This is a genomic window from Burkholderia sp. Nafp2/4-1b, from assembly GCF_003635165.1.
GTDB lineage: Bacteria > Pseudomonadota > Gammaproteobacteria > Burkholderiales > Burkholderiaceae > Burkholderia.
Genome location: NZ_ML058597.1, coordinates 1,002,846 through 1,023,190, shown reverse-complemented (window position 1 = coordinate 1,023,190; position 20,345 = coordinate 1,002,846). Strand labels below are relative to the sequence as shown.

The 20,345-nt window shown below is 68.3% G+C and carries 17 protein-coding genes; 6 read left to right on the top strand and 11 right to left on the bottom strand.

Annotation, left to right across the window (positions count from 1 at the left end):
* Nucleotides 1-192 precede the first annotated feature (192 nt).
* Nucleotides 193-1,908 carry a cation:proton antiporter gene (locus C7H84_RS04710; protein ID WP_121857640.1) on the top strand — a complete coding sequence of 572 codons (1,716 nt, stop codon included), beginning with the start codon at nt 193-195 and terminating at the stop codon, nt 1,906-1,908.
* Nucleotides 1,909-2,094: 186 nt separating this feature from the next.
* Here the strand turns inward: C7H84_RS04710 and C7H84_RS04705 are convergent, their stop codons facing one another.
* A complete protein-coding gene (locus tag C7H84_RS04705) occupies nt 2,095-3,987 on the bottom strand; it encodes a penicillin-binding protein 2 (protein WP_121857639.1) in 1,893 nt (630 codons plus the stop codon).
* Between the two features lie 384 nt (nt 3,988-4,371).
* Nucleotides 4,372-4,719 (bottom strand): DUF3564 family protein, encoded by a 348-nt coding sequence (locus tag C7H84_RS04700; RefSeq protein ID WP_121857638.1) that lies wholly within the window; start codon nt 4,717-4,719, stop codon nt 4,372-4,374.
* Between the two features lie 648 nt (nt 4,720-5,367).
* Here C7H84_RS04700 and C7H84_RS04695 point away from each other — a divergent pair.
* Nucleotides 5,368-6,579, top strand: coding sequence for an SDR family oxidoreductase (locus tag C7H84_RS04695; RefSeq protein ID WP_121857637.1), 1,212 nt, complete (start codon nt 5,368-5,370; stop codon nt 6,577-6,579).
* A gap of 70 nt (nt 6,580-6,649) precedes the next feature.
* Here C7H84_RS04695 and hpaR read toward each other — a convergent pair whose 3' ends face one another.
* Nucleotides 6,650-7,090 carry a homoprotocatechuate degradation operon regulator HpaR gene (gene hpaR / locus C7H84_RS04690; RefSeq protein WP_121857636.1) on the bottom strand — a complete coding sequence of 147 codons (441 nt, stop codon included), beginning with the start codon at nt 7,088-7,090 and terminating at the stop codon, nt 6,650-6,652.
* 135 nt (nt 7,091-7,225) lie between these two features.
* A complete protein-coding gene (locus C7H84_RS04685; RefSeq protein WP_121857635.1) occupies nt 7,226-8,014 on the bottom strand; it encodes a helix-turn-helix transcriptional regulator in 789 nt (262 codons plus the stop codon).
* Between the two features lie 95 nt (nt 8,015-8,109).
* Here C7H84_RS04685 and C7H84_RS04680 point away from each other — a divergent pair, with 95 nt between their 5' ends.
* Nucleotides 8,110-8,361: a hypothetical protein gene (locus C7H84_RS04680; RefSeq protein ID WP_121857634.1), complete on the top strand. Its 252-nt coding sequence runs from the start codon at nt 8,110-8,112 to the stop codon at nt 8,359-8,361.
* A gap of 53 nt (nt 8,362-8,414) precedes the next feature.
* Entirely contained in the window at nt 8,415-9,377 is a 963-nt protein-coding gene (locus C7H84_RS04675; protein ID WP_121857633.1) for a zinc-binding alcohol dehydrogenase family protein, read from the top strand.
* A gap of 141 nt (nt 9,378-9,518) precedes the next feature.
* On the opposite strand, the gene C7H84_RS04670 is transcribed toward C7H84_RS04675, so the two are convergent.
* The 4 genes from C7H84_RS04670 to C7H84_RS04655 all read right to left on the bottom strand — a co-directional run bounded on the left by C7H84_RS04670 (nt 9,519) and on the right by C7H84_RS04655 (nt 14,821).
* The gene (locus tag C7H84_RS04670; protein WP_121857632.1) at nt 9,519-10,610 is read right to left on the bottom strand and encodes a porin; all 1,092 of its coding nucleotides are present in this window, start codon (nt 10,608-10,610) and stop codon (nt 9,519-9,521) included.
* Nucleotides 10,611-10,766: 156 nt separating this feature from the next.
* The gene (locus tag C7H84_RS04665) at nt 10,767-11,834 is read right to left on the bottom strand and encodes an ABC transporter ATP-binding protein (RefSeq protein WP_121857631.1); all 1,068 of its coding nucleotides are present in this window, start codon (nt 11,832-11,834) and stop codon (nt 10,767-10,769) included.
* The gene (locus C7H84_RS04660) at nt 11,827-13,599 is read right to left on the bottom strand and encodes an iron ABC transporter permease (RefSeq protein WP_121857630.1); all 1,773 of its coding nucleotides are present in this window, start codon (nt 13,597-13,599) and stop codon (nt 11,827-11,829) included. The genes C7H84_RS04665 and C7H84_RS04660 overlap by 8 nt, the downstream gene beginning before the upstream one ends.
* Nucleotides 13,600-13,720: 121 nt before the next feature.
* Nucleotides 13,721-14,821 (bottom strand): ABC transporter substrate-binding protein, encoded by a 1,101-nt coding sequence (locus C7H84_RS04655; protein WP_121857629.1) that lies wholly within the window; start codon nt 14,819-14,821, stop codon nt 13,721-13,723.
* A gap of 125 nt (nt 14,822-14,946) precedes the next feature.
* Between C7H84_RS04655 and C7H84_RS04650 the strand changes: the two genes are divergently transcribed.
* Both C7H84_RS04650 and C7H84_RS04645 read left to right on the top strand, forming a co-directional pair.
* Entirely contained in the window at nt 14,947-15,621 is a 675-nt protein-coding gene (locus tag C7H84_RS04650; RefSeq protein ID WP_121857628.1) for a response regulator, read from the top strand.
* Nucleotides 15,618-17,015 (top strand): sensor histidine kinase, encoded by a 1,398-nt coding sequence (locus C7H84_RS04645; protein WP_121857627.1) that lies wholly within the window; start codon nt 15,618-15,620, stop codon nt 17,013-17,015. The genes C7H84_RS04650 and C7H84_RS04645 overlap by 4 nt, the downstream gene beginning before the upstream one ends.
* Before the next feature lie 133 nt (nt 17,016-17,148).
* On the opposite strand, the gene C7H84_RS04640 is transcribed toward C7H84_RS04645, so the two are convergent.
* The 3 genes from C7H84_RS04640 to C7H84_RS04630 all read right to left on the bottom strand — a co-directional run bounded on the left by C7H84_RS04640 (nt 17,149) and on the right by C7H84_RS04630 (nt 20,325).
* Nucleotides 17,149-18,015 (bottom strand): MOSC N-terminal beta barrel domain-containing protein, encoded by an 867-nt coding sequence (locus C7H84_RS04640; RefSeq protein WP_121857626.1) that lies wholly within the window; start codon nt 18,013-18,015, stop codon nt 17,149-17,151.
* 109 nt (nt 18,016-18,124) lie between these two features.
* Nucleotides 18,125-19,087, bottom strand: coding sequence for an ABC transporter substrate-binding protein (locus tag C7H84_RS04635; protein WP_121857625.1), 963 nt, complete (start codon nt 19,085-19,087; stop codon nt 18,125-18,127).
* Between the two features lie 53 nt (nt 19,088-19,140).
* Nucleotides 19,141-20,325, bottom strand: a complete 1,185-nt coding sequence (locus C7H84_RS04630) for a cytochrome c (RefSeq protein WP_121857624.1) — start codon at nt 20,323-20,325, stop codon at nt 19,141-19,143.
* Nucleotides 20,326-20,345 lie beyond the last annotated feature (20 nt).

Genomic DNA, 20,345 nt, shown 5'->3' with positions numbered 1-20,345 from the left:
GCCGATCCGATCTGCCGCGCGGTGCCGGGCTGGCCCGGCTCGCGCGGCGTCTCCCGTCCGCCCAGGGGTTGCAACCCGTACTGGCGCGCCGAAGCCGCGAATTTTTCACGGCGGCGCGCCATTTTTCCGTCTCATCCCTTATCCTTTCGATCTTGAACCTTACTAAATAGTTACAAGACCTTGGGAGGGGGGATGCCTCATGACATCAGCCTGATTGCGTTGCTCGCGGCCGGTTTCGGTCTCGCGATGATCTTCGGTTACCTCGCGTCGCTGCTGAAAATGCCGCCGCTCGTCGGCTATCTGCTCGCCGGGATCGTGATCGGTCCCGGCACGCCCGGTTTCGTCGGCGATCTTTCGCTCGCGCAGCAGCTCGCGGAAGTGGGCGTGATGCTGCTGATGTTCGGCGTCGGCCTGCATTTCTCGCTCGGCGATCTCCTCGCGGTGCGCAAGATCGCGCTGCCGGGCGCCATCGTCCAGATTACCGTCGCGACGCTGCTCGGCGGCGGGCTCGCGCTCGCATGGGGCTGGAGCGTTGGCGCGGCGCTCGTGTTCGGGCTCGCGCTGTCGGTCGCGAGCACGGTCGTGCTGTTGCGGGCGCTCGAGGGGCGCGGGCTCGTCGAGACGGTCAACGGGCGCATCGCGGTCGGCTGGCTCGTCGTCGAGGATCTGGTAATGGTGCTCGTGCTCGTGCTGCTGCCGCCCGTCGCGGGGCTGCTGGGCGGCACGCCGCCCGGCGACGCGCATGCGGCCGGCGGCAGCGTGTGGGGCACGCTCGGCATCACGATGCTGAAGGTCGCCGCGTTCATCGCGCTGATGCTCGTGGTCGGCAAGCGCGTGTTCCCGCGCATTCTGTGGCTCGTCGCGCGCACCGGCTCGCGCGAGCTGTTCACGTTGTGCATGATCGCGGCGGCGGTCGGCATCGCGTTCGGCGCGGCGAAGCTGTTCGACGTGTCGTTCGCGCTCGGCGCGTTCTTCGCCGGGATGATGATGCGCGAGTCGGAGTTCAGCCGGCGCGCGGCCGACGAGACCTTGCCGCTGCGCGACGCGTTCTCGGTGCTGTTCTTCATTTCGGTCGGGATGCTGTTCGACCCGAAGGTGCTGATCGCCGAGCCGCTGCACGTGATCGAGGTCGCGGCGATCGTGCTGATCGGCAAGACGCTCGCGGCCGTCGCGCTCGTAATCGCGTTCCGTTATCCGCTGAACACCGCGCTGACGGTCGGCGCGGGCCTCGCGCAGATCGGCGAGTTCTCGTTCATCCTCGCCGGGCTCGGCCGTGCGCTCGGGCTGCTGTCGGCCGAGGGGCAGAGCCTGATTCTGGCGGTCGCGCTGATCTCGATCGCGATGAATACGCTGCTGTTCGCGATGATCGATCCGGCGCTCGCATGGATCCGCAAGCATTCGGCGTTCGCACGCAAGCTCGAGGCACGCGACGATCCGCTCGCCGCGCTGCCGATGTCGACGCCGCAGACGCACCTCACCGGGCAGGTCGTGATCGTCGGCTACGGCAAGGTCGGCACGCGGATCGCGCATGCGCTGGACGAGCGCGGGATCGCGTACGTCGTCGTCGAGCAGAATCGCGAGCTCGTCGAGAAGCTGCGCGCGGACGGCGTCGCCGCGGTATCGGGCGACGCAATCGAGCCGGTCGTGCTGGTGCAGGCGCATATCGCGCGCGCCGGGATGCTGGTCGTCACGCTGCCGGACGTCTTCGACGTGCGGCAGATCGTCGAGATCTCGCGCACGCTGAACCCGACGCTCGAGGTCGTGCTGTGCACGAACAGCAACGACGAGGCAGCGTTGCTGTCGAGCGAGGGCATCGGCACCGTCTTCATGGGCGAGAGCGAGCTCGCGCGCGGGATGACCGAGCACGTGCTCGGGAGGATGGCGAAGCCGGTGGCGGCCGCGCATTGACGGATATGACGGTCATGACGGTTACGCGGCCGGCTTCGTGCGGATAGCGCGGATAGCGCGGATAGCGCGGATAGCGCGGATAGCGCGGATAGCGCGATTGCGCCGGCCGTCTGCGGGAACGTGCCGGTGCGAAGTCTGACGTGGCGAAGCGTCGACGTAGTCGCTACCCGTAGCGCGCTGCCGGCTTCAACCAGCCTCTGCTTTGGTTTGTACGGCCGCGCCGGCTTGCGCGGCCGTTTTCACTGGCGCCGCCTTCTGCGCGGCCGTCGTCTTCGGTTGCGCCGCGGCGTTCGGCGCCGCGACCGTCTTTTGCGGCACCGCTGCCTTGCCCGGCGCATTCGGCGTCTGCTCGACCGGTGCGTCGGGCGGCACGCCGAGCAACTGCAGCGAGCCGCTCGTGACCGACGAGAACACCGGGCCGGCCACCGTGCCGCCGTAGTAGCCCTTGCCGCGCGGCTCGTCGATCATCACCGCGACGATCAGGCGCGGGTTGCTCATCGGCGCCATCCCCGCGAACAGCGCGCGGTATTTCCCCTTCGCGTAGGTTGCGCCGACCTGCTTGCGCGCGGTGCCCGTCTTGCCGCCGATCCGGTAGCCGTCGACGCGTGCGCGACGCCCCGTGCCGCCTTCGCCGACCGCCGATTCGAGCATCGTGCGGATCGCCGCGGCCGTTTGCGGCGACGTCACGCGGTGGCCGCGATGCGCATCCATCGTCCGCGGGTCGGTGCCGTTCTTCAGCAGCGATACCGGGTGCAGCGTGCCGTCGCCGGCATAGGCCGTGTAGGTTTGAGCGATCTGCAGCAGCGACATCGACAGCCCGTAGCCGTACGCCATTGTCGCCTGTTCGATCGGCCGCCAACGCTTGTAGCCGCGCAGGCGGCCCGATGCGACGCCCGGGAACGTCAGTTCCGGCGCGCGGCCGATCCCATATTCCTGATATTTGTTCCAGATCGTTTCGGCGGGCAGGTTCAGCGCGAGCTTCGCGAGCGCGACGTTGCTCGATTTCTGCAGCGCCTGCGACACCGTCAGCGCGCCGTGGTTCGACGTGTCGTGGATCACGGCCGGGCCGATCTTGTAGGTGCCGGGCGACGTGTTGATGATCGTGTTCGGCGTGACCTTGCGCTCGTCGATCGACAGCGCGACCACGAGCGGCTTGATCGTCGAGCCGGGTTCGAACGTGTCGATCACCGCGCGGTTGCGCAGTTGCTGGCCCGTGAGGCGCGCACGGTCGTTTGGATCGAAGGTCGGGTAGTTCGCGAGCGCGAGGATCTCGCCGTTCTGCGCGTCGAGCACGACGACGCTGCCGGCCACCGCGTTGTTCTCGAGCACCGCGGCCTTGAGCTGGCTGAACGCGAGCTGCTGGATGCGCCGGTCGATCGTCAGTTCGATCGTCGCGCCGTGCTGCGCGGGGACGAGCGGACGCGTGTCCGACACGATGCGGCCAAGCCGGTCGCGAATCACCTCGCGCTGCCCGGACGTGCCGGACAGCCGCCCGTTCGCCGCCAACTCGACGCCTTCCTGGCCCTTGTCCTCGACGTTGGTGAAGCCGACCACGTGCGCGGCCGATTCGCCTTCCGGATAGAAGCGCTTCGAATCGGCGATCTGCGTGATGCCGTCGATCGCGAGCTTGTCGAGCCGGCTCGCGGTGTCGGCGTCGATCTGCCGCTTGAGCAGCACGAACGTGCGGTCGTTGCGCAGGCGGCGCTTCACTTCCGCGAGCGGCATGTCGAGCAGCTTCGCGATCTGCGGATAGTCGACTTCGGAGACCTGTTTCGGGTTCGCCCAGATCTCGTAGGTCGACAGGCTGACCGCGAGCATCGCGCCGTTGCGGTCGACGATGCGCCCGCGCATCGCATCGAGCTCGATCGTGCGCTGGTAGCGCTTCTGGCCTTGCCCGACATAGAAATCCTGGTTCGCGACCTGCACCCAGAACGCGCGGCCGATCAGCGCGGCGAAGCCGAGCGACACCATGATCACGACCAGCTTCGAGCGCCACATCGGCAGGCGTGACGCGAGCATCGGATGCTTGGTCGCAGCGGCGTACGGATCGGCGGGGTGGTTCTTCTTTTTCACGCTCATGCAAGGGCCGGGTGGGGCCGCCGGACGGCGGCAGGTCAGTCAGAATAATGGGATTGTAATAAATGAGTAAACATCATGTGGGGAAACCGTGAGTCGGCCCGGCCAAAAAGGCACATTTTCGGCACGTGGGCGCGAGGGCAATGGCGGGGAAAGGGTGGAGCGGCGAAGGGGCGCCTCGCAGCAGCCGGCGCAATCGGCATTAAATGGGAATCGTTCGCGGGATAATCGTTTGCCGCAGTCCGATTAACCCGGCCCCGATGAATATCGGGACCGGAAAATGAAAAGCGCCTCGGGGGAGAGGCGCCGGTATTGCTGAATATCGAAATGAATAGTGTAAAAACTGGAATAAACCCGGATACCGCTGACGAATGCCGTCAAAAATACCTATCGGGCGACGGAAATAAATTCCTGGTATTCCGGTTCTGCCGTGGAACGATCGACCGCCTGAAGTCGCCATGCACCGGCGGGGTGCTCGCCGGCGAGCACCGCAGGCCCCTGTTCGCGCTGCGTCGCGCTGAACGACAGGCCCTTCAACTGGCACACGGCCTTCCCGCTGTCGGCCGCGCAGAGGGCCATCGCGCCCTCCACGTCCCGAACCTTGCCCCAGGTCGGAAGATCGATGCCCTGGTGTGCCTCGCGCGACCACAGCCCCTCGTCGGTATCGACCCACAACACTGCGAACGAGTGCCGGGTTGCCGATTCGCTGCCATTAATCCGGATAGTGAGGCGCATTTGGATCGTCTCCTGAAGTAGGAAATCACACATTCGACCGTTTGGGTTTGACCAGTCTAGATAGACTGTGGTGAAACGCAAGTGATAAACCTCAATAAATCCAAATTGACTGTATCGGCGTTTCGTATGAAAGGACGTCTGACGATCCATGCGGATTTCGGCCCCGCGCGCAAACGCAGACGGCACCACGATTTGCGCATCGCGCCCCGACGGTGATGCGGCCCGGAGATGTGACGACTACCACTGCCGCGTCGAAGTGTCGCGCCGCAGCGATGCGTGGCGCCCCGCTGATTCCCAGCCACGTCCCCGTGGAACGCCGGCGCCCCGGACATTGGGGCCGCGGGTCGGCACGGCCGGCCTGACACACTCCGACATTCGCGTACAAATCCACACACTTTCACAAAACTTTCGGGACAGACTTGCGGGCGATCAGGCCCCACACTTGGCATTCCCGATCCTGCGCCGCGGACGCCCGTCCGTGGCGAGCTGCCGCCGCCTCGTGCCGGAGACGCGATCGACGTGATCGCGGGCGGCAGCCCGATCGGGACTGCCGGGGCGAGCGTCGGCCCCCGCCCGGCCGACAGTCGTGCGCCGCCCCGCGATCCGGGGCCGTCGCACCGTCCGGCCGATTCATCGAAGGAGACTATCGTGCTGATCTGGAAAACCGCGTTGTCGCTCAACTGGCGCACGAGCCTCGTGTCGCCGGCCAGCGCACCGGTCGCGGCGGCCAACGTCGGGCGGCTGGTGCTCACCGGCGCCACCGGCTTCATCGGGAGTACCGTGCTGACGGCCCTCGTCAACGCCGGCTTGCTCGAGCGCATCGTATGTGTCGTGCGGGCCGAGAATCGCGGCCATGCGGTCGCGCGTTTGCGGGAAGCGGCGCTGCGCGCCGGGCTCGCGCCGTACTGGGCGTCGCGCCTCGGCGACGCGAACGTGGCCGTCGGTGCGCTCGGCGACGTGTGGCAGGGCGCCGACGCATCGCGCCTCGCCGGCGCGACGCATGTGATTCACTGCGCGGGTCATGCCTCGCCGGCCGACGGCGCGCACCTGCAGGCGGACATCGCCGACTCGCTGGGCTTTGCCGCACGCTTCGCGCACGCGCCGCGGCTGCAGCGTTTCGTGTACGTCGGCACCGCGTATGCGCATGCGGGCCGCGGCGGGATCGTCCACGAAGCGGCGGCGGATGCGGCCGCGAGCGCCGCGGTGCAGGCCGGCGATGCGTTGCCCGGCGCGGTACTGGCCGCCGACTACCTGCACGCGAAAGCGCAAACGGAACGGCGCCTGCTCGGGCTCGGGCTGCCGCTCGTCGTCGTGCGTCCGTCGCATGTCGTCGGTCACACGGTGCTCGGCACGCGGCCCGCGCCGAATTCGTTCTGGATGTTCCGCGTCGCGCATGCGGCACGCCGCTTCACCGCGCGGCCGATGACGCGCATTGACATCGTGTCGGTCGACGACGTCGCGCGCGCGACGATGCTGCTGGCCGTGAAGCCGACGCTGATGCACGACGTGTACCACGTGTCGGCCGGCGACGACGCGCCGCAGGTCGCGCAGATCGTGCGCGCGATGGACGAGGCGGCCGGGATGACGGGTGCGCCGCGCTACGCGGCGTGCGCGCCGGCGGAACTGCCGCTCGTGGTGCGCGACGTGCTCGGGCGGCCCGATCCGGCGCTCGAGCGCGTGATCGGCCGGGCGTTGCAGCGTTGTGCGGAGTTCGCGACGGTCGATCGCGTGTTCGACAACCGCCGTGTGCGCGACGAAATCGATTTCGAGCCGCTGCCGTTCATCGATTACGTCGAGGAGTGCATGCGCACGTCGCGCGGTGTCGCGGTGATCGAGCTGATGCGCGGCGCGCTGCACTGACGGCCGGCACGATCGGCAGCTTGCCGGCCCAGGTTCGCCGTTGCGCGTGCAGGGCCCGTGGCGGCAGGCGTCAGGGCGTGCTGCCGAGTTCGATCAGCCGGTCGAGCGCGCGGTAGATGTCGTCGAGGCCGTCCTGACCGAAACGCGCTTCGAGCTGACGATATTGCTCATCGATGCGCGGGCCGATTTCAGTCACCAGTTTCTTGCTTTGCGGCGTCAGGCTCACCAGCAGCCGGCGCTGATCTTCCTGCGCACGCGTGCGGGTGATCAGGCCGTCGCGTTCCATTCGTTCCAGCACGCCGGTGAGGCTCGGGCTCAGGATGCAGCAGCGCCGCGCGATTTGTCCTGCTTCCAGCGCCTGGGCCGGCTCGCCGTCGAGCACGCGGATGATCCGCCATTGCTGCTCGGTCAGCGCGAATTCCTTGAGAATGGGGCGGAACAGGCCCATCAGCGTTTCGCGGGCCTCGAGCAGCAGCATGGCCAGATTGCGATGGTCGAGCGTACGGTTCATCGGGATGGTGAAGGGACGGGGACGCATCAATCTTAACAGCCGACGGTGATGAATTTCGTGTCTTCAGGGTAATCGAGGTCGCGGGCGGCTGATTGTTTACTTTAGATGTTAACTATCTGCGATGTGACGCACCCTTCATCCCTCTCCTCGTCCCGCCTCCCCATATCTTCCCGGCGTCGTCCCCATCGCCCGCCGGAACATGTCGATGAACGCGCTCACGTTGTCGTAACCGAGATCGAGCGCGATCGTCGTGACCGGCACGCCGTCGGCAATCTTCTCCAGCGCCCGCAGCAGCCTCGCTTGCTGACGCCACTGCGCGAACGTCAGCCCGGTTTCGGCGACGAAGCGGCGGCTCATCGTCCGCGCGCTGATGCCGGCCCATTCGGCCCATTCCTCCAGCCGCCGGTTGTCCGCGAGGTTCGTGGCCAGCGCGTCGGTGATGCGTACGAGCCGCGCGTCGCGCGGCCGCGCGAGGGCTAGCGATTCCACTTCGGACGCGGAGATCTCGTCGAGGATCACGTCGGCGATTCGCGTCCGCGCAGCGTCGAGTGCGGAGCCGTCCCAGCTTGCCGCGCGCTGCACGGCTTCGCGTAGCAGCGGCGACGTGCGGATCGCGCGCGGCGTGTCCGGCAATGTCGCGCAGCGTGCTTCGGCGACGAACGCCGACCAGCCGGAGATCGGCCCGAACGAGCGCAGCGAATGCCGGCAATGCGGCGGAATCCAGATCGCATGGATCGCCGGCACGACCCAGTCCTGATCGTCGAGACCGATCGTCAGCAAGCCGCTCGATGCTCCGACGAGCTGGCCGCGCGCATGCGCGTGCGGCGGCGTCACGCGCGGATCGCGTTGCGACAGGACGGCGGCGACGACGAACGGGCCGTCGTCGGAGGTGGTGAAGCGGGCGGGTAGCAGAGGATCGGACATGGCCGGATATCGGTATCGAATGACCGTTATACCGGAGATTGGCCGCTCTCGCGCGCCTACACTGCGTCCATCGATGACCACTGGAGTGCGATGCCATGCGAGCCGAACAGATGCTTCCCGACCATGCCGACCGAGCCGATGTCGGCGGAACGACGATCCGGAAGGGTACGGTCGGCGCGTTCCTCGTCAACGCACGCGTGCTGACCGATCCTGGCGCCACGGCCGCCGAGCGCGCCACGGCCGAAGCCGACGTGATCGAGGCGCTGCCCGCGCTGCGGGCGATCGGTTTGTTCGACGTCCTTGAAGTGCGCGATGCGGCATTGCGCGCATGGCTCGACGCGCGGTAAACGCGGACGCGAATCCGGTTGCGATACGAGAACCCAAACAGCAAGGAGCCAACATGAAAGCAGCAGTCGTCGAGCGTGCCGGACAGCATCCGGTTTATACGGACTTCGAATCGCCGTGCGCGAAGCCGGGCCACCGTCTGATCGACGTGACGGCATCCGCGCTCAGCCGGCTTGCGCAGGGACGCGCGGCGGGCACGCATTATTCGTCCGGCGGCGGCTATCCGTTCGTCGTCGGTGTCGATGGCGTGGGGCGCGGCAGCGACGGAGAGCGCGTGTATTTCTTCGGCGCCCCCGCGCCGTTCGGCGCGATGGCTGAACGCACGATCGTGCCCGATACGCAGTGCGCGCCGCTGCCGGACGACCTCGACGACGTCACGGCCGCGGCAATCGCGATTCCGGGGATGTCGTCGTGGGCGGCGCTGACCGAACGCGCGCGCGTCGTCGCGGGCGAGACGGTGCTCGTCAACGGCGCGACGGGGACGTCCGGCCGGCTGGCCGTGAGGATCGCGAAACATCTGGGCGCCGCGAAGGTGATCGCGACGGGCCGCGATGCCGCCGCGCTGGATGCGTTGCTGCACGCCGGTGCGGACGCGATCGTGTCGCTGCAGCAGGGCGATGCGCAACTCGCTCGCGCGCTGGAGCCGCATTTCCGGGCGGGCGTCGATATCGTGCTCGACTACCTGTGGGGCGCCAGTGCACAGGCGTTGCTCGCCGCGGCGGCCAAGGTGACTCCCGCCGGCCGCAGGCTGCGCTTCGTGCAGATCGGCTCGATCGGCGGCACGGAGGTGTTGCTGCCGGGCGCCGTGCTGCGCGCGAGCGCGATCGAATTGATGGGGAGCGGCCTGGGCAGCGTGCCGCTGCCGCGCTTGCTGGATGCGATTCGCGGCGTGTTCGACGCTGCCGCGCCAGCGCGGCTGGCAATCGACACGCGCACCGTGCCGCTGTCGGCGGTCGGCGAACATTGGGGCGATGCGGATAGCCGGGTTCGCACGGTGTTCGTGATGCGCGGCGAGTGAACGGCGTGCAGCGCGTAGCGAATGGCGAACGCGATGCGACCGTCGATCGCCCGTGCTCACGCAGCCGCGCGGATGGTGCAAACAGGGCGGCACGGGTCGAGGATGCCGCCCGTGCCGCCCGTCGCACAGAATTCAGCAGCCTCAGAACCGCTGCTGAATCCCCGCCGTCACGCCGACCTGCGACGTGCCATACCCGGCGAAATCGCGCGACACGCCGACCTTCTCCCCATGCTGCGCGATCGCGAACGCGCCGGCCGCGTACAGCACCGTGCGCTTCGACAGCGCGTACTGCGCGCGCACCGACACCAGCGTCGGATCGGCATCGCTGCCGCCCTTGATGTTCTGGTGATACACGGCCGCGATCAGCGAGAACGTCGGCGTGAACTGGTACGACCCGCCGACCCAGTACATGTCGCTCAACTGGTTCGCCGCGCTCGTGTGATACGTGCGGCGATAGTTGCGATAGCCGGCCATCGTCTTCAGGTTGCCGAAGTCGTAGCTGACGCCCGCATGGATGCCCTGGATATAGTTGACGGTATCGGCCGGCGTGACGCTGTCGGCCGCGCCGTTCTGCCTGTCGAACGTGACGACCGCCGCGAACGGGCCGGTCTCGTAGCCGAGCGCGAAGTCGTACTTCGAGCTGGTCTTCACGCTGCCGGGCACGTTGCCGAAACCGTACAGCGCGCCGAACTTGAAGCCGCCGAACTCGCCGTCGTAGCGCACGGCGTTCGACGAGCGCGTGAAGAGGCCGTCCTTGCGGCCGCCGGTCGCCATCGACGACGTCGCCCACGAGTAGTTCTGCGCGTACCCCATCGGATCGAACGGCAGCATGTAGTCGTACGTGACGGTGAAGTTGCGGCCGAGCGAGACTTCGCCCCATTTGCCTTTCAGGCCCACCGTCGCACGGCGCGCGAAGATCGAGTCGGGGCCGTCGTCGAGCGCGCCGTTCGCGAGATCGATCCCGCTTTCGAGGCGGAACACGGCCTTCAGCCCGCCGCCGAGATCCTCGACGCCGCGCAAGCCCCAGCGTGACGTGTTCTTGTTGCCGGATTTAAGCTTGAACGAATTGCCGCCGTCCGGCGCCGCGTGGTTCGCGTATTCGATGCCGGCATCCATGATCCCGTAGATCGTGACCGACGACTGCGCGTGCGCGGCCGGCGCGGCGATACAGGCTGCCGCCGCCGAACCGGTGAGGACTACTGTTCGAATCGAACGTTCTGCACGTGACTTCATTGACGGTGTCTCCTTGGTTGTTGTGGGTTGGGTGAAACGGATACGCGGCGCGCGGCAGCCTGCGGCGGACGCGATGAAGTGTCCGCCGGACCTCAGTCGAATCCGGGATGCGCGCGTGAATGCATGCACGGCGGCGCGCAGGCCGCCGCGCTCAGGTCAGCCCGCTTTCGCGAACGCCCAGCAGTCGTTGGCCGGGAATTCGATCCAGTGCTTGCCGGCCGCGCGCGGCACATGGCCGAACGCGCGCAGGCGCATCTCGCCGCAATGGAACAGGTATTCCCAGCGGTCGCCGAGATACATCGACGTGACGAGATCGGCCTGCAGACGGTTCGCGCCGGGGCCGTCGGCGACCTGCACGCGCTCGAGGCGGATCACGGCCTGCGCGTCCTGGCCCGCCGCGAACGTGTCGCGGGCAAGCGCCTGCAGTTCCCAGCCGTCGCCGGCAAGCGTCACGCGTTCGCCGTCGACGGCCGCGACGCGTGCGTCGATGCGGTTGTTGCTGCCCATGAATTCCGCCGTGTACAGCGAGCGCGGCGCGCCGTACAGCTCGGCCGGCGTGCCTTCCTGTTCGATGCGGCCGTTGCGCAGCAGCAGGATGCGATCGGACATCGCCATCGCTTCGGTCTGGTCGTGCGTCACGCAGAGCGCCGACAGCCCGAGCGACACGATCAGTTCGCGCAGCCACGCCCGCGCTTCCTCGCGCAGCTTCGCGTCGAGGTTCGACAGCGGCTCGTCCAGCAGGATCACCGGCGGGTTGTAGACGAGCGCACGCGCGATCGCGACACGCTGCTGCTGGCCGCCCGACAACTGGTGCGGAAAGCGCTCCGCAAGATGGCCGAGGCCGAGCTGGTCGAGCGCGGACTGCACGCGGCGCTTCTGTTCGGCGGGCGCAACGCGGCGCAGCTTGAGCCCGTAGCCGACGTTGTCGGCGACGGTGCGGTGCGGCCACAGCGCGTACGACTGGAACACGAGGCCGAGCGAGCGCCGTTCGACGGGCAGGTCGACGCGCTTTACGCCGTCGAAGAACACGCGGTCGTCGAGCTGGATGCGACCGTCGGACGGCTGTTCGAGACCGGCCACCGCGCGCAGCAGCGTGGTCTTGCCGCTGCCCGACGCGCCGAGCAGGCACACGACTTCCCCGGCCTTCAGTTCGAACGACACGCCCTTGAGGATCGGGTTGGCGCCGTAGCTGAGATGCAGGTCGTCGACGATGAGCTTATCCATGAAGTTTCACTCCGAAGCGCAGGGCCACGCCGAGACCGGCGCCGACCATCGCGATGTTGATGACAGAGAGCGCGGCAACCTGGTCGACGGCGCCGGTCGCCCACAGCGACACGAGCAGCGCGCCGATCACTTCGGTGCCGGGCGACAGCAGGTAGACGGCGGTCGAGTATTCGCGCTCGAAGATCATGAAGATCAGCAGCCACGCGGCGAGCAGGCCGAAGCGCACGAGCGGCAGCGTGACGTCGAGCGACACGCGGCTGCGCGTCGCGCCGACGCTGCGGCCGGCTTCCTCGAGTTCCGGGCCGACCTGCAGCAGCGCGCTCTGAATGAGCCGCATCCCGTACGCGAGCCACACGACCGTGTACGCGATCCAGATGCTCCACATCGAGTTCTTCAGCTCGCGCAGGCCCGGCACGAACAGGAAGATCCACAGGAACGCGAGACCGGCGAGCAGGCCCGGCACCGCGCGCGGCAGCAGCACGAGGTAGTCGAGCAACTTGGTCGCCCAGTCGTGGCGGCGGTGGCCGGCGAACGCGACGAGCGAGTAGAAGCCGACCGCGATCGCGCCGCCGATCACGCCGATGCCGAGCGTGTTGACGATCGCGCGCACCAGGTTGTCCTGCTCGAACAGCTCGACGAAGTTCGCCAGCGTCAGCACTTCGGCGAGCGATACGCCTTCGCCCCAGTTGGTCACGAACGCGCGCAGCACGATGCCCGAGATCGGCACGATCACGGTCAGCATCAGCCACAACGCGACGATCGCGAGCGCGACCCAACGCCACACGCCGAGCGGCAGCACCGTCGCGCGGCCGGCCTTGCCCTTCACGGTGACGAAGCGGTTCGCGGTCTTCAGCAGGCGGCGCTGCAGCAGCACGAGCGGGAACGTGATCGCGACGATGCACACGGCGACCGCGGCCATCAGGTGGTACGACGGCACGCCGAGCTTGTTGGTCAGCTTGTACAGGTAGGTCGCGAGCACGAGGTGGCCTTCGGGATCGCCGAGCACGAGCGGCAGCCCGAACACCTCGAAGCCGAGGAAGAACACGAGCACGCCGGCGAACAGCAGCGCGGGCATCGTCATCGGCAGGCTCACGTCGAGCGCGACGCGAAACGGGCGGGCGCCCGTCACGCGTGCGGCTTCCTCGACGTCCGAGCCGAGGTTGCGCAGCGCGGCCGACGAGTACAGGTACACGTGCGGCACGTGCGTGAGGCCGACGATCACCGTGATCGCGAAGATCGAGTAGACGTTCCAGGGCACGTCCTGCGCCCCGAACAGTTCCTTGAACCACACCGAGTAGAAGCCGACCGGGCCGGCCGCGACCACGTAGCCGAACGCGAGCACCATCGGCGACACGAACACTGGCGTGAGCAGCAGCGGCTCGAGCCAGCGGCGGCCGGGCAGGTCGGTGCGCACCATCAGGAACGCGAGGATGCCGCCGAGCGGGATCGAGATGAACAGCATCCCGCCGGCGATGATGAAGGAGTTCTTCACGGCGGACCAGAAGTCCGGGTCGGCGAAGATGAAGCGGAAGCCTTCGATGCCGAGCGTCCTGTTCGCGTCGAAGAACGGCGCGGACAGCAGGCTCTGGAACAGGATGAAGCCGAGCGGCAGCGCGACCGCGATGGTGAGCACCGCGACGACGATCCAGCGCAACATGCCGGCGAGCGGCTGCAGGCCGTTGGCCGGCAGCGCGGGGATCGCGCCGCCCGGGCCGGAGGTGGGCGGAACGGCCGGCGCCGCCCCGCGTGTGCTGGTTGAAAGCATGAGTTCACCCCTGCGGCCATCCGGATGGCCGCCTCTAGGAAGTCGGTAAGGGGAAGGGCCGCCCGCGCGGCGTGCGGCGGGCGGCCGTGGGTCGGCCGAAGCCGAGCGGCGGATCAGCCGATCAGCGCTTGATCGACTGCTGCCATTGCTTCAGGAACGCGAGCCGCTTCGACTGGTCGAGGTAGACGAGCAGGCCGGTGCCGATCGGGATCGGCTTCAGCGAATCGCCGAGTTCCTTCGTGAGGCTCGCGGCCGACGTTTCGCCGCTCACGTCCGCACGGATCGCGTACAGGTTCGCCTGGTTCGCGATCAGCGTCTGGCCGCGGTTCGACAGCAGGTAGTCGACCCACAGCTTCGCGGCGTTCGGGTTCTTCGCCTTCTTCGAGATCGTCGCGAGGCGGCTCACGACCTGCGTGTAGTCCTTCGGAAACACGTAGCCGATCGACTTGTCCTTCTTCGCCTTCGCGTACGCATACGAGCCGATGATGTTGTAGCCGATCAGGTTCTCGCCCGACGAAATGCGCTCCATCATCGCGCCGGTGCTCGACTGCAGCTTCGGACCGGTCGCACCGATCGCCTTCACGAGTTCCCACGTGACCTTCTCGTTCAGGTGCGCGTCCTGCGTCAGCGCGTTGAAGCCGACACCGGATTTCTCGACGTCGTACGTCGTCAGCTTGCCCTTGAACTTGTCGGGTTGCGACGTGAGCAGCTTGATCAGGTCGGTGCGCGTCTTCGGCACCTCGTTCTCGGGAATCAGGCGCTTGTTGTAGACGATCGCGAGCGGCTCGAACGTCGTGCCGTACGCCTGCTTCTGGTATTGCGCCCACTGCGGCACGTGCGCGCTTTCGGGCGAATCGTACGGCGCCATCAGGCCGTCGTTGACGAGCTTGACCTGCAGGTCCATCGCCGAGCTCCACAGCACGTCGGCGCTCGTGCTGCTCGCCGCGTTCTCGCTGATGTAGCGGTTGTACAGCTCGGTGCTGTTCATGTCGTTGTACTCGACCTTCACGCCGTACAGGCTTTCGAAGTCCTTGATCAGCGGGCGCACGAGGCCCGTGTCGGTGGTCGAGTAGACGATCAGCTTGCCTTCCTGCTTCGCGGCGTCGACGACACCCTGGTAGTTACCCGGATATCCGGCCGGAACCTGTGCGACGGCGGCCCCGGCGGCGGTGCCCAGGACGATCGCCAGCGCGGCGGCGAGCTGCTTCGGTGCAAACGGCATGTCTTCCTCCAGTTGTGCGTGTGTGTTGTTCGAGTGACGCGGATGTTAATTGCGACGCACTTTCAGCCTGCTTTCATTTCGGTTCACAATAGCGTCCTTTGTGTCATGGATTTCCCGAGGTCCCCATGCGTGTGCTGCTCGTCGAAGACAACCCCAACCTGGCGCAGTCGTTGAACGACGCGCTGAGCGCCGCGCGTTTCGCGGTCGATCACATGGCGGACGGGGAGGCGGCGGATCACGTGCTGCGCACGCAGGACTACGCGCTGGTGATCCTCGATCTGGGGCTGCCGAAGCTCGACGGGCTCGAGGTGCTGCGGCGGCTGCGCGCGCGTCGCAATCCGGTGCCGGTGCTGATCCTCACCGCGCACGGCTCGGTCGAGGACCGCGTGAAGGGACTCGATCTCGGGGCCGACGATTATCTTGCGAAGCCGTTCGAGCTGACCGAGCTGGAGGCACGCGCCCGCGCGCTGATCCGGCGCAGCCACGGCCATGAGCATTCGCGGGTCGAGTGCGGGCCGCTTTCGTATGACAGTATCGATCGCAGCTTTCATCTCGCCGGCGAACCGCTGTCGCTCACGCCGCGCGAGCGCTCGGTGCTGGAGGTGCTGATCCTGCGCAACGGCCGCGCGATCAACAAGGAGACGCTGTCGGAGAAGATCTTCGGGCTCGACGAATCGGTCAACGCGGACGCGATCGAGATCTACGTGTACCGGCTGCGCAAGAAGCTGGAGCACACAGGCGTCGCGATCGTCACGCTGCGCGGCCTCGGGTATCTGCTCGAGGCGAAGGGCGCCGAATGACCGTGCGCCCGAACCTGCGCACGCAAGTCGCGCTGTGGCTGCTGCTGCCGCTGCTCGGGCTGCTCGCGCTCGACTCGTGGCTCACGTACCAGCGCGCGATGAGCGCCGCGCACGTCGCGTTCGACCGCACGCTGTCGTCGTCGCTGAAATCGATCCGCGAAGGCGTGCGGCTCAACGAGGGCGAGATCGAGGTCGACCTGCCGTATCTCGCGCTCGAGATGTTCGAGTCGGGCGACGGCGGCAAGATCTTCTACCTGATCCGCGAGGACAACGGCCGCACGATCACAGGCTATCCGGACCTGCCGCTGCCACCCGGCGACGGCGCGCTGTTCGTCACGCGCTACTACAACGTCGTCTATCGCGGCGAGCAGTTGCGGATGGCCGCGCTGCGCGTGCCGGTGCACGACGTGCCGACCGCGCAGACGCGCATCGTGTGGGTGATGGTCGGCGAGACGATCGAGGGGCGCCAGGCGCTCGCGCGCGAGATCCTGGTGGGCTCGCTGCTGCAGGAAGGGCTGCTCGTCGTGCTCGCGCTCGGGATCGTGTGGCTCGGCGTCGGGCGCGGGCTGCGGCCGCTGAACCGGTTGTCGGCGACGGTCGCCGCGCGCAGCGACGGCGATCCGACGCCGCTCGACACCGGCGGGATGCCGAGCGAGCTCGCGCCGCTCGTCGACTCGATCAACCAGTACATCGGCCGCACGCAGCAGATGCAGGTGGCCCGAAGGCGCTTCTTCGCGGACGCCGCCCATCAGCTGAAGACGCCGCTCGCGGCCGTGCAGGCCGGCGTCGAGCTCGCGTTGCGGCCCGACGAGCAGCCGCGCGTGAACGTGCATCTGCGACGCGTGAACGGCGCGGTCCGGCAGGCCGCGAAAATCGTCCAGCAACTGCTGTCGCTGTCGCGGCTCGATTCGGACAGCGGGCAAGCGGTCGCGCGCCAGCCGGTCGCGCTGCACCGGCTCGCACGCAGTGTGACGCTCGACTGGTCGCCGGTGGCGCGCTCGCGCGACATCGACCTGGGCTTCGAGCACGAGGCCGATGTCGACGTGCTCGGGCAGCCGGACCTGCTCGGCGAGATGATCGGCAACCTGATCGACAACGCGATCCGCTATTCGGGCGACCGCGCGGTGATCACGGTGCGCGTGTCGCGCGACGGCGAGCACGCGCGCCTCGACGTGATCGACAACGGGCCGGGCATTCCGGCCGGCGAGCGCGATGCGGTGTTCGAGCGTTTCCATCGCGGCAGCAAGACGCAGACGGTCGAAGGCACGGGGCTCGGGCTGTCGATCGTGCGAGAGATCGCGCGCGTGCATCAGGGCAGCGTGACGCTGGCCGATGCGGCGGGGGGCGGGTTGATCGTGACGGTGATGCTGCCGGCGGTTCCGGCGGCGCAGTAGCGCGGCCGCTTCGAGCGGTCGCGGAAATAGCGGCGGAGGATGCCGGCTGCCCGCGAATGGCGGCGGCTGGTGGAGGGTGGCGGCGGGCGGCGGAGGGTGGCGACGCACGCGCCGCGCCCGTCCGCCGCGGTGCTCAGTCGCCGAAGCCGATTTCCGCTTCGACGGACTGCCCGACCTCGAGCCACGCGCCCGCGCCTTCGACGACGATCGCATTGATGCCGAACGTCAGCGCGTTGTCGTAGTTCGGATTCGCACGATAAGTCTGCATCGTGTCGGTCGGCTCGTGCGGCCAGTCCGGGTTCGGCGCGCCGGTCACCTGGTCGATCGTCGGCAGCGGGCAGCGGGTGCACAGCTTCACGAGGCGCAGCCGCACGGGCGTCGCGCCATCGGCGTCGAGATGCTCGAGAAAATCTTCCTCATACGCATCGAGATCCGACACGACGATGTTCGGGCGGAAGCGGTTCATCGGAATCGCCGGCGCACCCTTCGCGACGAGCTTCGCGTTCAGGTCGTCGAGCGACGCCTGGCTGACCACGAGCAGCGGATAGCCGTCCGCGAACTGCGTGTGCGTATCGATGTCGCCGGTCCATTTGCGGTTGCAGCCGCGGCGCGCGTCGGCACCGAAGCGCGCGAGCTTCAGCGGCGTGCCGAGGAATTCGGTGAGCCACGCGGCCGTCTCGGCGCCCGTGTCGATCGCGTCGACAGTGTCGCGCCAGACGGTCGCGGCCATCTTCGGCGTGGCGGGCGTCGCGTCGCCGTCGAGCGGCGTGCGGAGCTCGGGCATGCCCGGTGCGTTCAGCACGAGCGCATCGCTGTCGAGCGCGGTGCGGATCAGCGCGAGGCGCGGATGCGTGCGCTGCGTGATCATCATCCCGTCGGGGGTGGTGATCAGCCAGTGGCGATCGTACGCGAGGCCCGTTTCGAGCAGTTGCGCGCGCGACAACGCGATGCCGGCGCAGGATTTGATCGGGTAGACGAAGAGTTCGGAGATGGCTGGCATGACGCTGGCTGGCAAACGCAGGGATGGTCGAATCGCGATTGTGCCAGATCGTGCGAACGCCGTTTGGGCGGTTGCGTGCCGCGCGGCCGGCTGCGCGGCCGCCCGCGCGTCACGCGAGCGGAAAGCCCAGGTCGAACGTCGTGCGCACGTCGAGCGGCTGGCGCAGCAGCCCGGCCTTCAGGTAGAAGTCGGCCGTGCGCTGCTGCTCGGCGATCACCGTCGCGTCGATCGGTTGCCAGCGCGTGTGGCGGCGCTCGAACTGCAGCTTCGCGGCGGCCGGCGGGATGCCGATGATGCGCGCGAGCGCGGCAGAGTAGGCATCGACGTGCTGGTACGACCACGCCTGCGCGCGCACGACGCGTTGCACGAAGTCGCGCAGCACGTCGCGCTTCGATGCGATCGCCGCATCGGTCGCCGCGACATAGCTGAGGCCCGACCACAGCCCGCGGCCGTTGACCAGCACACGCGCGCGGCCGCTCGTTTCGGCGAGCGCGGTATAGGGTTCCCACGTCGCCCATGCGTCGATCGAACCGGTTGCGAGCGCAAGCATCGTGTCGGCCGGCGGCAGGAAGCGGAATGACACGGCATCAGGCGGCAGGCCGGCCGCGTCGAGCGCCTTCAGCGTGACGAAATGGCCGATCGAGCCGCGCGTGGTGCCGATGCGCTTGCCTTTCAGGTCGGCGGCGTCCTTCAGCGTCGCGTCGGGCCGCACGAGCACCGCGGTGCCGAACGGGTCGGACCGGTTCGCGCCGATCACCTTGATGCGGGCGCCGGATGCGAGCGCGAAGATCACCGGTGCATCGCCGATCGGCCCGCAGTCGACGGCCGCCGCGTTCAGCGCTTCGGCCAGCGGCGCGGCGGCCGGGAATTCGGTCCATGCGATGTCGTACGGGAGACCATTCAGTTCGCCGGCCGCTTCGAGCAGCGCGCGCAGCCCGCCTTTCTGGTCGCCGGCCCGCAGTAGCGGGCGCGGGCCCGATTGCGCATGCAGCGGGGCCGGCGCGGCGCTGAGGGTGGCGACGGCGGCGAGGGCGCTGGCCTGGGCGAGGAAATGGCGTCGGGTCGGATTCATCGTGTGTTCGATCGGGTCGGGAAAACGGGTCGGGGATACGGTTCGGGGATGCTTCAATGCGAGAGTCCGGCCTGCACGTCGCGTACCGGTTCGGCATCGACGCGCAGCAGCAGCGCGGTCAGCGGATCGACCTTCGCGGCGGCGGCCGACGGCCGAGCGGGCGCATCCGAGCGGCACAGCAGATCGTCCGCCGACCAGCCCGCGCTGCCCGGCAATGCGCGCGCCCGCAGCCAGCCGCGCCGGTCGGCGAGCAGTTGCGTGCCGCCGAACGCATCGGGCCGCACGCCCGCGATCGTCGCGAACGCCTGCCACGCGTCGGGTGTCGATGCGAAACAGTTCGCGCGTGTGGCGGTCGGTGGCGGCGGTGCGGCCGTCTTGTCGGCGGTGACGAGCAGCGTCTGCCAGCGCGGATCTTCTTGAGGCGGTGTGCCGCCCGGTGCGAGCGCGACGATGCGTACGCGCTGGCCTTCGCGCCAGTGCTCGAGCGGTTGCGGCGCGGCGTCGCCGCAACGCACGTCGAGCGTCGGCAGCGGGACGGGCACGGGCCACGCGCCTTCCGCCTGGGCGCCGCTGCCCGCGGACAACGCTTTCAGGTAATCGAGCACGGCCCAGGTGTCGGCCGCGCCGAGCGTTGCGGCAAAGCCCGGCATCGACGCCGCACCGTGTGCGTCGCGCGTACCGTGCCGCACGCGCCAGTAGAGTTCGCCGTCGAGCCGGCGGGCAAGCAGTGCGCCCGCGAAGGTCGGCGGCCAGTGCGCGAGCGTGGCGGCGAGCGGGCCTTCGCCGCGGCCGTCCGCGCCGTGGCAGGACGCGCAATGCTGCGTATACAGATGTGCGCCGCGCATCACGTTCGCGACGGAAAACGGCGCGGGATTGCGCTGGAAACTGGTCGGGGCGGCCGGTGTGAGCCACAGCGACGCCGGCGGCCACGGCGCGAACCATGCAACGGCCAGCGCGGCGATCGCCGATGCCGCCCGCCACTTCCGGGAAACGAGCGCGACGCAACCGAGCGCCACGGCGAGCGCGGTCATCGCGACGGCGAACGCGAGTTGTCGCGTGAGCCCCGCGTCGATACGCAGCGTTTCGAGTGCGATGCGGTGCGCCCAGGGCCACGCGGCCTGTCCGTCGGCGTCGCCGGTCAGGCCGACCGCATGCAGCGCTCGCGCGACCGTGATCTGCGCGCGATACAGCAGTTGCAGGACCAGCAGCGCCCAGTCGGCGAACGGTGGTGCATTCATCGGCGCGACCTTTGCCGCGC